We start from the raw sequence: 14,674 nt of genomic DNA on the forward strand, positions 1-14,674 counted from the left end.
ATTACTGATATTTAGTAATAGATTTGTCACTATCAGCACTTTACGCGGTAAGCCTTACGCCAAAAAGATCTTTATGATTCTGAATGTATTATTTAGCATCCTAAATTGAAAATTATGGCGTCTATGCCTTTTAATTGATCGTATGCAAATGACGATTGACTACTATCTTCGTAAAGCTTTTGCTAAATTGGTAAATAAAATTTATCCAGTAGTACATATTGCTACTGCATTTTCTTAAGACAAAACGAGCATTTTATATGGCGAACGATATTAAACACTTGCGTAATATTGCAATCATTGCCCACGTTGACCACGGTAAAACTACTTTGGTTGATAAATTATTACATCAATCAGGTACTTTTGGCGATCGTGCTAACATTGCTGAACGCGCAATGGACTCTGGTGATATCGAACAAGAGCGTGGCATCACCATTTTAGCTAAAAATACAGCGATTAGATGGACAGATAGCTCTGATGATACTGAATATCGTATTAATATTGTCGACACCCCAGGTCACGCCGATTTTGGCGGTGAAGTTGAGCGCGTCATGTCGATGGTTGATTGTGTACTGTTAGTCGTCGATGCCGTTGACGGCCCTATGCCGCAAACGCGCTTTGTCACGCAAAAAGCGTTTGAACAAGGTCTAAAACCTATTGTCGTTATCAATAAAATTGACCGTCCAGGCGCGCGCCCTGACTGGGTTATGGATCAGATTTTTGATCTTTTCGATAATCTTGGTGCGACCGATGAGCAGTTGGACTTCCCGGTTGTGTATGCTTCAGCATTAAACGGTATTGCTGGTCTTGATGCTGATGATTTAGCAGAAGATATGACGCCGTTATTCAAAACTATCGTCGATGTAGTACAGCCGCCACAAGTAGATGCTGACGCACCATTCCGTATGCAAATCTCAAGCCTTGACTACAACAGCTTCGTTGGTGTTATCGGTATTGGCCGTATTCAGCGCGGTAAAGTTAAAACCAACACTCAAGTGACGGTCATCGACAAGAACGGCAACACTCGTAATGGACGTATCCTTAAGATCATGGGTTATCATGGTCTTGATCGTATAGAAGTAGAAGATGCGCAAGCAGGTGATATCGTCTGTATTACGGGTATCGATGCGCTAAATATCTCTGATACTATCTGTGATCCGAATCATGTTGAAGCTCTACCGGCATTGACCGTAGATGAGCCAACCGTGTCGATGAACTTCCAAGTCAATAACTCACCGTTTGCAGGCCGTGAAGGTAAGTTTGTGACTTCGCGTAATATTCGTGAGCGTCTAGAGCGTGAACTGATTCATAACGTTGCCTTGCGTGTGGAAGATACCGAATCCCCTGATAAATTTAAAGTGTCAGGTCGTGGTGAATTGCATTTATCAGTATTGATCGAAAACATGCGCCGTGAAGGGTTTGAGATGGGTGTGTCTGGCCCAGAGGTTATCGTCAAAGAAGTCGATGGTAAACTACAAGAGCCGTATGAAAACGTCGTTTTCGATATCGAAGAAGAGCATCAAGGCGCCATTATGGAGCAGGTTGGCTTACGTAAAGGTGAGATGACGAACATGGAGCTAGATGGTAAAGGTCGTATGCGTATCGAAGCGACAGTACCAGCTCGTGGCCTAATTGGCTTCCGTTCTGAGTTTCTAACCCTGACTTCAGGAACGGGCATCATGACGTCAAGCTTCTCGCATTACGGTCCACAAAAAATCGGTGATGTCGGCGGTCGCACTAACGGTGTGTTAGTTTCAATGGCTAACGGTACCTGTTTAGGTTTTGCTCTGTTTAACCTACAAAAACGTGGTAAGTTATTTGCAGAGCCTCAGCTTGAAGTTTATGAAGGCATGATCGTCGGTCTAAACTCGCGTAACGATGATATGGCGGTGAATCCTACGACGGCTAAGCAGCTAACCAACGTACGTGCTAGTGGTACGGATGAAGCCTTAACCTTGACGCCAGCGATCAAGTTTACACTTGAGCAAGCGCTTGAGTTCATTCAAGATGACGAGTTAGTTGAAGTCACACCAAAAGCGATTCGCCTACGTAAGCGTTATTTGACTGAAAATGAGCGTAAGCGTCACGGCCGTAAGAAAAACGCTTAACTTTTGATTTAACTTCGTTTCAGAATGAGAAAAGGCTAACCTGAGGTTAGCCTTTTTTATGCCAAAAATTTATAATAGATAAAAGTGTTTAGCTAATAACGATTACTTGTACTTTGAGCTTGACGGACTATTGATACTAAGGAGTTACAACGACATAGTCATTAGTATTAATCAAGATCTCTGAGGGCTGATCGACTACGATGCGCACCGTATTATCATTGACTGCTTGCGACTTATAATAGTTATCTTCAGCAACCGTACAGCCCAAACAACGACTCATCGCATCCCATGGCTCTACAAACAGTTTTTGTTGCGACTGATCCGCATTACCGCCGATAACAGCAAAAGGTAGGCTCACTAAATAAGCGGCGGTACCTGTAACGGCTGCTACTAACTGCAAAGGCTTACCGACTACCGTATCGACTACCATAGTGTCATAAGAAGGACCAAAGTCTGTCTCGTCAATCTCAATTGCCGCTGCGGCCGGGCTCATAGTGATAACAGCTAGGCTGATACTAGTAAGAGCGGTTAAAAGCTTGGATTTAATAGCGTGTTGGAAGCAGGTTTTGACAGTCATGATGTCATCCTAAAATAGAGGTGGAAGATAAACACTAAAGCTATGGCTAAGCATGAATATTATAGATTATGAATTCTGTTGAGCATTGATGCTGTGAACATTGTTGTTGCAAATATCATTACTGTAAACATAGCTACTATTAAACCAAGATGTCGGGCGATAAGCAATATAATTCCATACGCCACGTTTTCAGCTTTAAACTTACTTTGTAGAAACAGTAGCTTCCGGTCACCATCATTTTGGCTAAAGCTTTGATAGCTTATATAGCTAACTATCAAGTTTTGGTAGCGGTTGACACTCAGGGCAGAAGACACTCGCACGACCATTTAATTTTATATTATCAAGAGTAGCGGCGCAGTGCGGACAATCTTCGCCTTGCCGGCCGTAGACGTTTAAGGTCTGTTGAAAGTAGCCCGTTTGGCCACTAGCTACCGTAAAATCGCGTAGGGTAGAGCCGCCAAGCGTAATAGCCTTGTGCAAAATCGCCTTTATATGTTCGACTAGCAGTGCTATTTGCTCATAAGATAAACGATTAGCAGGGGTAGCAGGATGAATTGCTGATAAAAAAAGACTTTCGGCGGCATAAATATTACCGACACCTACTACAACTTGCTGCTCCATAATGACTGATTTAATCGGTCGCGTGATAGGTTTTTTCTTAGTGGTTTTCTTTTTACCGATATCATCATTATCAGCACTGTCATTGTCGCTACTATTATTATCACTGCTACGTTGAATGAGATGATATAAATAGTCGGCATTAAAGGCTGCAGATAGCGGCTCAAGTCCTAGGTGATCGAGTAGTTTGGTCTTATAATCGGCGTACCAAAGTACCGCGCCAAAACGTCTAGGATCGTGATAATGCAATTGAGTAAGGCTATTGTCATCACTGCTAAAAGTCAGTATCAAATGGTCGTGCTTGCGTTTTTCAGCGCCATAAGGATGCTGCTGCAAACTCCCCGACATGCCTAAATGAATAATCAGTTGACGCAAAGGTTTGATGCTAGTAAGAATACTGCTATCGTTATTTAATTGAGTACTTGGTGATAACTCTGCAGACGGAGCGAAGCTCAAAATTAAGTATTTAGCACGGCGCTCAACTTCTTGTAAGTGGTAGCCGACCAATGCCTGCAAATCATCAGGCATTTGCCAACGCAGCTTAGGCTGGAATACTTGTACTGACGCTACGGTTTTATTAAGCAAAGGCGCAAGACTGGTTTTTGTGGTTTCAACTTCAGGTAATTCAGGCATAAGCGTGTGTATAGTGACCTTTAAAGGGTTAGTTTTGAGTAATCATTCGTACTAAAGCAATACCTGATTAGGGCGCAACCGCTCGGCGTGCATGCAGTATGCCGGGCTGCTGTTCAAGCTTGGCTAAGAGCTTGGATAAATGCGCTAACCCTGCTACTTCAATATGGAACTTCAAAAAGGCGATATTATCATCGTTACTCATAGTGTCTACTTGACGGATATTGACGCTTTCTTTATCGATGACTTGAGTTAAATCGCGTAGTAAGCCCCGGCGATCATACGCTTCGATATGAATATCTACAGGCTGATAACGCCCGGACTTTGTTCTCCAAGCCGCACTCACAGCGCGCTCAGGATCACGATCTATTAGACGTTCATATTCAGGGCAACCGCGATTATGGATGCTGACGCCGCGTGATAAGGTAATATATCCTGAGATGGGCTCACCTTGTATCGGGTGACAGCAGCCGGCTAAACTGATCTCGATATTATCTAAGCCTTCAATATAAATCTTGTAGGCGTCAACTTGGCCAGTGGTTTTTGGATCGATACTAGGCGTAAATTCGGCTTTTTGCCTTTCCGGCTCTAAATGTAGCTGCCGAGAAATATGTCCTGTCAGCTGATTTAGGCCGATCTCACCGGTGACTAAGCCAACGATAATATCGTCAGGAGTATTGACATGGAAAAACTGAGTGTAGTCATTGAGATCGATACTATTCGGATGGACCGATAAGCGCTCAAGCTCACGACTGAGCATATGCCGTCCGATCTCAAGGTTTTTATCGCGATCTTGCTTATTGAACCACTGGCGCAGCTTAGAGCGTGCGCGGCTAGTATGGATATAACCCAATGAAGCGACTAGCCAGTCTCGGTTAGGCTCGCGCGAAGCTTTGGTGATAATCTCCACTTGCTCACCGGTTTTGAGCTGATAGGTGAGGGGCACATAACGCTGATTGACTCGAGCGGCCTGCGCGCGATTACCGACTTGGGTATGTACGTAATAAGCAAAATCAAGTACCGTTGCATTTTTGGGTAGCTCTATAATGTCGCCATCCCGGCTAAAGATGTAGATACGTTCAAGCTCATCAAAATCAATAGCTTGCTCATCTTCATCAAAGTCTGTCATATCATTGCTGTCATACTCTACATCACCTTCATTATCGCTGTGAGCCTGGCTACGCGCCTCGTTATTGATAGATAATAAATGACGCAGTGAGCTGATTCTTTGATTGAGGTAATTATCTTTTTTCTTCTTTAGCCCTTCTTTGTAGTTGACGTGCGCGCACATGCCAAGCTCAGCTTCAAAATGCATCTCATTGGTACGAATTTGCACCTCAAGCGATTTGTTTTCAGCAATGACAGCGGTGTGCAGGGAGCGATAACCATTAGGCTTTGGATTGGTGATATAGTCATCAAATTGCTCAGGAATATAACGCCACAAGCCATGTACTAAGCCTAAAACATGGTAGCAATCAGCAGGATCTTGTACTAATACACGCAGCGCACGAATATCATAGAGCTGATCAAAAGATAAGCTTTTGAGTTTCATTTTGCGATAAATAGAATAGATATGTTTGACCCGGCCTGAGACCTCGCCTACGATGTCAGCATCGATTAGTGCTTGACTGAGCTTTTTTTCGACCCGCTGAATGTAAGCTTCACGCTCGCTACGTTTCTCAGATAGCAGCTTGGCAATCTCTTTATAGCGATCGGGGGCAAGGTAACGAAACGCTAAGTCTTCAAGCTCCCACTTGAGCTGAGCAATTCCTAATCGATGTGAGAGCGGCGCATAGATGGTCATGACTTCACGAGCCACGCGTTGTTGGCGCTCAGCGCTAGAGAAGGATAGCTCACGCATCGCAAAAGTACGCTCAGCAAGCTTAATGAGTACCACTCGCACATCATTGGTGACCGAGATTAGCATGCTATAAATGTTAGAGAGCTGGTCGCGCTGCTTGTTGATGAAGTGGTCTTCTAGGCGTTTGTTATTTTCAATAATAGCCGACAGTTTACCCATCGCTAAAGTATCTTTGACTAAAGTGCGAATTTCAGTGCCAAAGTTTTGCTCAATCTCAGCCATCGAAATCAGAGATTTACGCGCACTCCGATAAAGCATCGCAGCGACTAAAGCGTCCTCGTCTTGGTAAAGATAAGTGAGAATATCGCTCATGCCAATACCAGTAACATAAGCTCCTGAGCGCTCAGACTCGCTAGTATTCATACGATTGCGGATAAACTCACAGGCCGCGGCTAGGTTAGGAACAGAGTCTTGGCCGATACGTTCGGCGACGTTATTTAGCCACGCTGGCACATCGATATTGGCTTGATCTAAATCGGGAAAATCCGTCAGTGTGTAGGAGTCAGCAGATAAAGCGTTATCTGCAGCGTAATTGGCTAGCTTTGGATCGTGATTATGATAGGCAAGCGCTGCTGAACGATCAAAAGTGGTATGCAGCTTATGAGTGGCCAGTTGCTGCTTAATATCGAAAGGAATCTGAGCATAGCTATTAGCAGACTGGTGAGAGCGTTGATTGGCAACCAATTGTGCCGCCAAGCTCGCACTATCTTCTTCAGTGGTTTGACCATCTACTAAGGGCAATCCTTCTCGAATCTTGACCATAGCTGGCTCCTTTTAGCTATTATAGAGTGTCGACAGCGATATCGACGATTCATCATAATAAAAATGATTACTAATAAAGATAGAACTTAAGCTAACACAGCCGCTAATAAAAGTAGCAGCTGTGTTAAAGCGGTAGGTAATCTTAAATTGCGCTACACGGCTTTAGTCATAAGTTTGAGTAGTGAATTTCACAAAACTACTTTTGTAAAATAGCTTTTATAAAGCAACCTTTGTAAAACCACTAAGGACTAAGGCTCAAAATACTTAAGGTTGCTAGCAAATATAATCCAATCACTAGCGTTTAATTAGATTACTGTTAGGATCAATCGTTAGAGATTACTTTTATATAGACTAAACTGTAGTCCAATAAACCACACCTTTAATAACCTAGCGATTTTATAACACTATCATGACTATTATCTCAGTTTGCCACTATAACTCAAGTTGAGCTCTGTAATATTGCTACTCATAAGCATAATTTCTAAGCGGTAGAATGTAGACCGAACCCCTTAAAGTGCTTGGCAACATAAACTATTACGCAGGGATTTTTTCAAATCTAGCAATCGACTCTACATGACCGGTATGGCAGAACATATCCATCACTCCCGCATGAGTGAGTCGATACCCTTGCTCAAGTAGTGCCTTGGTATCGCGCGCTAGCGTTGCCGGATTGCAGGAGACATAGACAATGCGCTGAGCATTGAACTTAGGTAGATACTGCATAATCTCCCAAGCACCCGAGCGCGGTGGATCGATAAGTAGCGCATCAAAGCCCTGATTGGCCCACGGCTCAGCAGTGCAATCTTGGGTCAAGTCTTGACTATAAAACTCAGTATTATTAAGGTCATTACGTTGGGCATTGGCACTGGCGCGCAAAGTCATCTCCTCGCTGCCTTCAACGCCGATGACTTTACCCGACTCGCCAACGAGGCGCGCTAGTGGTAAGCTGAAATTACCTAAGCCACTAAAGAGATCAAGCACTCGCTCCCCTGGTTGCAGATCCAAAAGGTCACAAGCAAGCTTCGTCATTTGTCTGTTCACCGATAGATTGACTTGGGTAAAATCGGTCGGAATAAACTCAAAGGTTAAGTCATATTCAGGTAGCTGGTAATACAAACGACCAAATTGCTCGCTCATATTGTCATCTTGAGTTAAGGCGATACGCTGTATGCTATCGACGCCTTTAGATTGTAGATAAAGCTGCCAATCCCGCGCCGCAAAAAAGGCTTTAAGGGCATCGATATCAGCAGCTGATAAGGGCTCTAGGTTACGTACAATCAGCGCTACAGGCTGAGTACCATCAGGCAGCTCAGGAATATATTCACCCATAGCCAGCTCAAGCTGGGCAATCTTATCTCGGGCATCTAACGTGCTGATTAGCGCCTTTAAGTTCTCAATCTCAAAGCCGATACGTGGATCTAAAATATGACACTCATTGAGCTCAGCCAAAAAGTTACTTGAACGCTCACGGAACCCAACTAGCGCGGTTTCTTTTTTGGCGACATAGCGCACCCCAAGACGAGCCTTCGTACGATACCCCAATCTATCGCCAACCACCGGATCTAACCAATGCTCTGGCTGCACATCAGCTTGATGCTGAAGCATCTCAGCCAGTACTGATTGCTTAAAGCTGATCTGGCTATCTGGTTGCCAATGCTGCAAATTACAGCCGCCGCAGACGCCAAAATGCGGGCACGGCGGTATCGCGCGTTCTGGGTTTGGATTGGCGGTCACTTTGATAGCATCGCCTTCCTCAAAGCTAGCTCGGCTGTTGGTCAGTTTTACCTCAACACTCTCTCCTGGTAAGGCAAAGCTAACAAAAACTTTCTTGCCATGTTTGTCGGTGCTATGACCTTGCTCTTCATCGAAGCCATTGCCATAGACAGCTACGCCGCGCCCATCATGAGACAAGCCATCGATAGTAAAAGGTACTGGCAGCGCATCTTTTAAGCGACGACGGGTCTTTGAAGACGGTTTCGATTTTTTCTTATTAGGCGGGGTAATAATCGCCTTGTTGTCTTCTTTATCAGAGTGAGTCTGAGCATTAACGTCACTGCTATTAACGTTGTTTTTGACATTGTTTGTAGGGTTGTTCTTAGCGTTTTGATCATCGGTGGGCTGCATAAACCTGCCTTAGCAATAGGTAATAAAAATAAGTAAAAGTGGAAAACTGGAGTGTTATGTCAATAAATGCGGGCGATATATTGGCCTTACTAAGAGGGTGATGACCACTCATCAAGGAAGCTTCGATGGCGCACGCTACCATCGGCTTGCGTAAATCCGGTGAGATAATCGCGGCTTTGCTGCTGCCATTCTATAAACCCTGTGGAGGAGAGCTGTCCGGTCAAGCGCAGCCAGCGCAAGTATATTAGCCAAGTATTCATCACATCGGACTCGCAATATATCGATAGCGTCTGCCACTCATCATTACTGACCAGATCTCCAACCATACTGCCATCGACATCTGTCTTGCCCGGTAGACCGTAGAGACTAGCGACGACATCCATCGCCTCACGGCGAGAAGCGCCATACTGACTAAACCTATCCATTAGATCCAAATGCCGAGTCTGGAAGCGATTGACATAGTTATTGAAGCGCATGTTTTTGATACGTTCGCCTTCTTCAAATAACCAAGGCGCCGAGAGGTCATATTGCATAGCCCGGTAAATGAGTACGGGAATATCGAATCCTGAGCCATTCCAACTGATCAGCTGTGGTAGCTTTTCTAAATCGCTAAAGGCACGGAAAAATTTAGTTAGTATTTCTTTTTCACTAAAGTTATCAGCGGTTAAGGAAAATAAAGAGAATTGACCGTCTTTGATATATAAAGCGGAGATACAAACGATGCGCTGCACTGGCAAGCGCATAAAATCATGGCCTGCCTCTTGGGTGCGAATAGCCGTCAGCGCGCTCAAAGTATCAGCATCACTAAGAGTCGCTAATTGTGGATAGATACGACGGGCCGCCTCAGTGTCGGCGATGGTTTCGATATCGAATACCAAGACGGGATTAGCGGGTAGGGCTTGGCTCATAAATAATCCTAGTTACGCTGATGATTGCGATTGGCGCTATATTCGGTAGGCTATAAAAGTCTTAAGCTGAAGCACTATCATCAACGTTGTATAGCCCTGTTGATAAATACCGATCGCCGCGGTCGCAGACGATAAAGGCTATCACCGCATCTGGATTGGCTTTGGCAACTTGCACAGCGGCCCAAGCCGCGGCTCCTGAAGACACGCCGGCAAAGATACCCTCTGTCTTGGCAAGCTTACGCATATAGACTTCAGCGATTTTTTGATCGACGTCCATAACCTCATCGACCATGTCTGCATTATAGATACCTGGCATGTACGCTGCAGGCCAACGACGAATACCAGCGATAGACGCTTCTTCATCCGGCTGTAGACCGATGATTTGAATATCAGGATTTTGCTCTTTTAAATATTGACTGACGCCGGTAATGGTGCCAGTAGTACCCATAGAGCTGATAAAGTGGGTAATTTTACCGCCAGTTTGTTGCCACAATTCAGGACCAGTAGTGAGATAATGCGCTTGGCTATTATCAGGATTATTAAATTGATCGAGCACTATGCCTTTGCCATCGGTTTGCATCTGCAAGGCCATGTCGCGCGCCGCTTCCATGCCTTCATCGACTTCAATCAAGACTGCGCCGTAGGCTGCCATCGCATCTTTGCGCTCTTGGGTAGAATTAGTAGGCATCAAAAGGGTAATCGCATAGCCGCGCATAGCCGCAACCATAGCTAAGGCAATGCCAGTATTACCGCTAGTCGCTTCGATGAGCATATCACCGGGTTTGATATCGCCGCGCTGTTCTGCTTGGTAGATCATATTAAAGGCGGGGCGATCTTTTACCGAGCCTGCTGGGTTATTACCTTCAAGCTTGGCCAACAATTGGGTAGTATTGGTGATCTCTTCATACTCAGGTAAACGCTGTAATCTCACCAGCGGTGTCTGTCCCACGCAATCGGCAAGCTGTGTGACTTGAGTAATAAAGTTAGCGTTGGCGGTAGACGACATGGGACATCCTATTATAATTAAAGTTAATATTGAGATTAGCGCTATTTTTGAGTTATGTTTTTTAGTTGATGCTATTGGCTAGTTTTAAAGCAAAAGTATCGCGAATAGTGAGCTTGCTACCGCCTGTTGCTTATAGCTTAAACGATATAGCAAAGCTGACAAAATGTAGCGTTCATAAAAACTGGCCTTATTATATCATTTTGTTTTTGGCTACGCTCAGCGCATCATTAATTACTTGTGACTGTCGTTTCTAATGGTCGTGGTTTTTAATAGCTTTTGTTGTTAATGACTGTGATTTTTAGTGGCTAGATTACTGGTGCTTAAATCAGAATTGAGTGACATTAGGATTGATTCACAGAGACACCAAGAATACTGGTAAAATAAATCTCAAAACCACCGCAGCAAAATCTAATCCATTACTTTTAAGTGACCTATAGAGTCGTTGGAGTTTATCTTTAGCATGGCATACAAAAAACGCTTTGATACCAGTAGCGCTTACGGCCAGTTGATTCTACTGGTGTTTTTACCGATCTGTATCCTAGCCGCAGTCGGCGGTCTTTTGGTGTTTTATGAGACCATGCGCGCCTCCAACTCTGAGCAGCAAGCCTTGGCTGAGGCAATGTTAATCCGCTACAAGCCGACTATCGCTGAGATTGTACCAAAGTTACTAGAGCAGCCTCAGGGCCTAGAAGTTACACAAACCACTTCGCAAGAAACGCAAACGACGCTCGCCACCATACAAGAGAAGCTGAGTAATATACAGTCTGAGCAGCACGTGCAGCGCATTGCTATTATCGATGATGATAATCAAGTTTTGGCGAGTGTTGGTTACGGCGTGGAGGAGCAGTGGCCGCAGATTAATCCGGCGCAAAGCGCTATGATGCAGCAGCCTACCGCCATAGGTACCGCTTATGGATTGCCTTTAGGGGATTTTGCCGAACAAAAGCTGTGGCTACTCATCGATATGGATAATGAACCGCTATATTTGGCGCGTTACCGTATCGCTATGGCCCTAGCTATTACCGGTCTCCTCACTATTTTAATATTATTACTCAGCCTCAATATCTATGCAAAACGCTGGATTGCTCCTATTTATGAGCTGCGGCTACAGCTGCAACGCACTACCGTTGATAACTTATATAAGCCTATCTTGACAGAATCTAACGGCGAGCTGAATCTGCTACAGCAAGATCTAGTCAGAACCCTGCGTCGCTTACATAGCAGCTTTCAAGAATTAAGAAACCATGCCGAACAGACCGAGGATGATTTGCGATTGGCCTTCGATGAGATGGAAATGCAAAATATCTCGATCCGTAACGCTAGGGATGCGGCAATCTCCACCAGTCAGGCCAAATCTGCGTTTTTGGCGAATATCAGCCATGAGCTGCGTACCCCGCTGAACAGTATTGATGGCTTTATTAATCTGCTGGCTCGTCATGGTGAGCTAAATTCTGAACAAGATCTGTACGTGCAGACCATCCGTAAGTCATCGGCGCATCTATTGGCACTGGTCAATGATGTATTGGATTTCTCCAAAATAGAAGCGGGTAAGCTGGTACTCGATCGTCACGAGTTTGATCTCTACAGTACTATCTATGATGTGGTCGATATGTTATCCCCAGTCGCCGCTGAAAAAGGCTTACGGATGGCGGTATTGTTCTACAACGATGTGCCTATGCAGATCGTAGGGGACGCTCTAAGGCTCAAGCAAGTGCTGACTAATATAGTAGGTAATGCCATCAAGTTCACTGACAACGGCGATGTGGTCGTGCGTGTCAGCTTGGACGACTACCAAGATAACTATCTGATGATCAGTGTGCAAGATAGCGGTAAAGGTATCTCCAGTGCCGATCAAAAAATGCTATTTCAAAGCTTTAGCCAAGGCGATCCTTCCATCACTCGTCAATATGGTGGTACCGGCTTGGGGCTTGTTATCTCAAAGCAGTTGACTCGGCTGATGGGCGGTGATATTGGTTTTTATGATAATGCGCAAGAGAATATCGCTAATAACGGCGCGACTTTTTGGTTTAGGATGCCAACTCATGTCGATGTACTAGAAGCCGCAAGTGGAAATACAATTCCGCTACCAGTGCTCGCACCGCTTGCGGGAGCGGGCGATGAGTTTAATATGCTAGTGTGGATCAATCATACCGCATCCTTACAAGTGCTTAAGGCCAGCTTACAAAGTCTCCCTATCAAGCTGACTCAAGCCAATTCCTTGCCGGGGGTGCTTGAATCGCTAAAAGAGCAAGACAATTATTGGGATTGGGTGATTGTTGATAACGACAACCAAGACGATATGATGGCGCTACTCAAGCAAATCAGGCTGCATTATCAAGGCAAGCTGGCGGTATTTGGCTACCAAGTGGCGGCTGATCAAGCCTTACTCAATCGCTATCAGGCCAATATTTTGTATGAGCCATTGGACAAGCGCCAGCTCTACGCTATTTTAGATACTCAAAATAAGAAAGCGCTAGTACAAGTGCAAGAACCGCGTTGGCAAGGAATTACCGTACTCGCTGTCGATGATCATTTGCCCAATCTTTTGGTGTTAGACGCGCTCTTGAGCGAGCTTGGTATTCATGTTATTACTGCCAATAGTGGCTTTGAAGCGATAGAACTCATCAGTAAGCAGCAGGCTAGGCAAGCTAAAGCCAATACTAAAACGGTAACCCAAAGCTTATCGAGTAAAACTCAGCGCTCAAAAGCAGAAGCGCGCGCGCAAATCAGTAACACGCCCTCCGCATTAAAGCCTAGTAGCGAAAGTATCGCGACAGATAAGATAACGGCTACTCATCATGATGTCGATCTGATATTTATGGATATTCAAATGCCGCGAATGTCAGGAAGAGAGGCTACCGAACAGATCCGAAAAATAGAAGCAGCAGACAGTCATATCCCTATTATCGCGCTCACCGCTCACGGTCTATCTGATGAGCGCGATCGCCTTATTGCTAGTGGTATAGACGATTATGTCGGTAAGCCTATTAGCCAACCACAATTACTGCAAGTGCTACAAAAATGGCTGGGACGCGCCACAACCGCGCACCATATGGCGACGAGTACTCAGTTGCCAGCCGCTAATAAAGCCAATACTTATGTCAATAGTAGCTATATAGACAATAGCCCTATAAGTAGCACTGATGAAAATTTGAACGGCGCAGGTATAAGTAAGACAAGTCTGGCTGATTCAAGTGTGACCGATTTGAGTGTAAATAATGTAAATTTCACTCAGCCAAAGGCAAACGAGCAAGATAATAATGCGACTAAACAAACCCAGCTAAACCCTAAGAAAAACAATAAAAAAATGCTGCGACCGTTATCATTAAAGAAAATCCGCGATAATTATCTGCGCGATAATTTACACGATACTCTACGGGATAACCTGCCGGATACTCAGTCGGCACCAAGTTATGGACGTAATAGCACTCAAGCTCGTTATAGTTATCTAGATCAAAGAAATTTATCGCAAAGTCCTTTAGAGCCCAATACTCATCTGCAACAAAACCAAAGCCTTGCAGTAGATAGACAGTTCTTAAACATAGAGCACCATTCTGCTACAAACGCTACTGAGAGATCAGAGATTTTAGACTGGCAAGATGCGTTGACCCGTTCAGCGAATAAGCCGGATCTGGCCGCAAAACTCATCATTATGATGCTCGACACTATCGCCGATGAGAAAGAAGCACTCGCTCAAGCTTGGCAAGCAAAAGACCGTCATATGCTGGCGCAGATTGCCCACCGTATTTTGGGAGCGAGTCGTTATACCGGCGTTCCGCAGTTACGCCTTGCCAGTCAAAACCTAGAAGATAAATGCTTACTAAATGTACAACATACGACGCCTGCACAATTTGCCATGCTCCAGCCTTATTATAACAACTTAATGACAGCGCTAAATAATCTGCAAAACCTAGACTTATCGCCTTACTCTGAGCTCAATTACCATCGTCTAAGCGAAAACGATATGAACTGGAAAATGATTTGAATGGATAGTCAGTTATTGCTAGGGTAGCTTTGAGATAACACTGCTATGATTAAAAATATTACTATTGTTTATTTTTGTCGATTATCATTTTAAGGGAC

Annotated in this window: 8 protein-coding genes; 2 read left to right on the forward strand and 6 right to left on the reverse strand. The window is 44.6% G+C overall.

Translation table 11 applies throughout. From position 1 onward, the window contains the following. Positions 1-257: 257 nt before the first annotated feature. Entirely contained in the window at positions 258-2,105 is a 1,848-nt protein-coding gene (typA, locus tag ACS8FD_RS05910; RefSeq protein WP_439274909.1) for a translational GTPase TypA, read from the forward strand. Between the two features lie 136 nt (positions 2,106-2,241). On the opposite strand, the gene ACS8FD_RS05915 is transcribed toward typA, so the two are convergent. From ACS8FD_RS05915 to cysM, 6 genes are all read right to left on the reverse strand, one after another. Continuing rightward, positions 2,242-2,682: a hypothetical protein gene (locus ACS8FD_RS05915; RefSeq protein ID WP_439274910.1), complete on the reverse strand. Its 441-nt coding sequence runs from the start codon at positions 2,680-2,682 to the stop codon at positions 2,242-2,244. A 267-nt stretch (positions 2,683-2,949) separates the two neighbouring features. After that, positions 2,950-3,933 carry a bifunctional DNA-formamidopyrimidine glycosylase/DNA-(apurinic or apyrimidinic site) lyase gene (gene mutM, locus ACS8FD_RS05920; RefSeq protein WP_439274911.1) on the reverse strand — a complete coding sequence of 328 codons (984 nt, stop codon included), beginning with the start codon at positions 3,931-3,933 and terminating at the stop codon, positions 2,950-2,952. Positions 3,934-4,000: 67 nt separating this feature from the next. Further along, positions 4,001-6,553 (reverse strand): RelA/SpoT family protein, encoded by a 2,553-nt coding sequence (locus ACS8FD_RS05925; RefSeq protein WP_439274912.1) that lies wholly within the window; start codon positions 6,551-6,553, stop codon positions 4,001-4,003. Positions 6,554-7,087: 534 nt separating this feature from the next. Next, positions 7,088-8,677 (reverse strand): 23S rRNA (uracil(1939)-C(5))-methyltransferase RlmD, encoded by a 1,590-nt coding sequence (gene rlmD / locus ACS8FD_RS05930; protein WP_439274913.1) that lies wholly within the window; start codon positions 8,675-8,677, stop codon positions 7,088-7,090. 89 nt (positions 8,678-8,766) lie between these two features. Next, positions 8,767-9,585: a 3'-5' exonuclease gene (locus ACS8FD_RS05935; RefSeq protein WP_439274914.1), complete on the reverse strand. Its 819-nt coding sequence runs from the start codon at positions 9,583-9,585 to the stop codon at positions 8,767-8,769. Between the two features lie 61 nt (positions 9,586-9,646). Continuing rightward, entirely contained in the window at positions 9,647-10,591 is a 945-nt protein-coding gene (gene cysM / locus ACS8FD_RS05940; RefSeq protein ID WP_439274915.1) for a cysteine synthase CysM, read from the reverse strand. 460 nt (positions 10,592-11,051) lie between these two features. Here cysM and ACS8FD_RS05945 point away from each other — a divergent pair, with 460 nt between their 5' ends. Beyond that, complete coding sequence (locus ACS8FD_RS05945; RefSeq protein ID WP_439274916.1) at positions 11,052-14,576, forward strand: hybrid sensor histidine kinase/response regulator; 3,525 nt, start codon at positions 11,052-11,054, stop codon at positions 14,574-14,576. Positions 14,577-14,674: the final 98 nt, after the last annotated feature.

The organism is Psychrobacter sp. 1U2, from assembly GCF_051847575.1.

Coding starts and splice junctions, on each gene's coding strand:
- typA (WP_439274909.1), top strand. CDS start 258: ATGGCGAACGATATTAAACACTTGCGTAATATTGCAATCATTGCCCAC.
- ACS8FD_RS05915 (WP_439274910.1), bottom strand. CDS start 2,682: ATGACTGTCAAAACCTGCTTCCAACACGCTATTAAATCCAAGCTTTTA.
- mutM (WP_439274911.1), bottom strand. CDS start 3,933: ATGCCTGAATTACCTGAAGTTGAAACCACAAAAACCAGTCTTGCGCCT.
- ACS8FD_RS05925 (WP_439274912.1), bottom strand. CDS start 6,553: ATGGTCAAGATTCGAGAAGGATTGCCCTTAGTAGATGGTCAAACCACT.
- rlmD (WP_439274913.1), bottom strand. CDS start 8,677: ATGCAGCCCACCGATGATCAAAACGCTAAGAACAACCCTACAAACAAT.
- ACS8FD_RS05935 (WP_439274914.1), bottom strand. CDS start 9,585: ATGAGCCAAGCCCTACCCGCTAATCCCGTCTTGGTATTCGATATCGAA.
- cysM (WP_439274915.1), bottom strand. CDS start 10,591: ATGTCGTCTACCGCCAACGCTAACTTTATTACTCAAGTCACACAGCTT.
- ACS8FD_RS05945 (WP_439274916.1), top strand. CDS start 11,052: ATGGCATACAAAAAACGCTTTGATACCAGTAGCGCTTACGGCCAGTTG.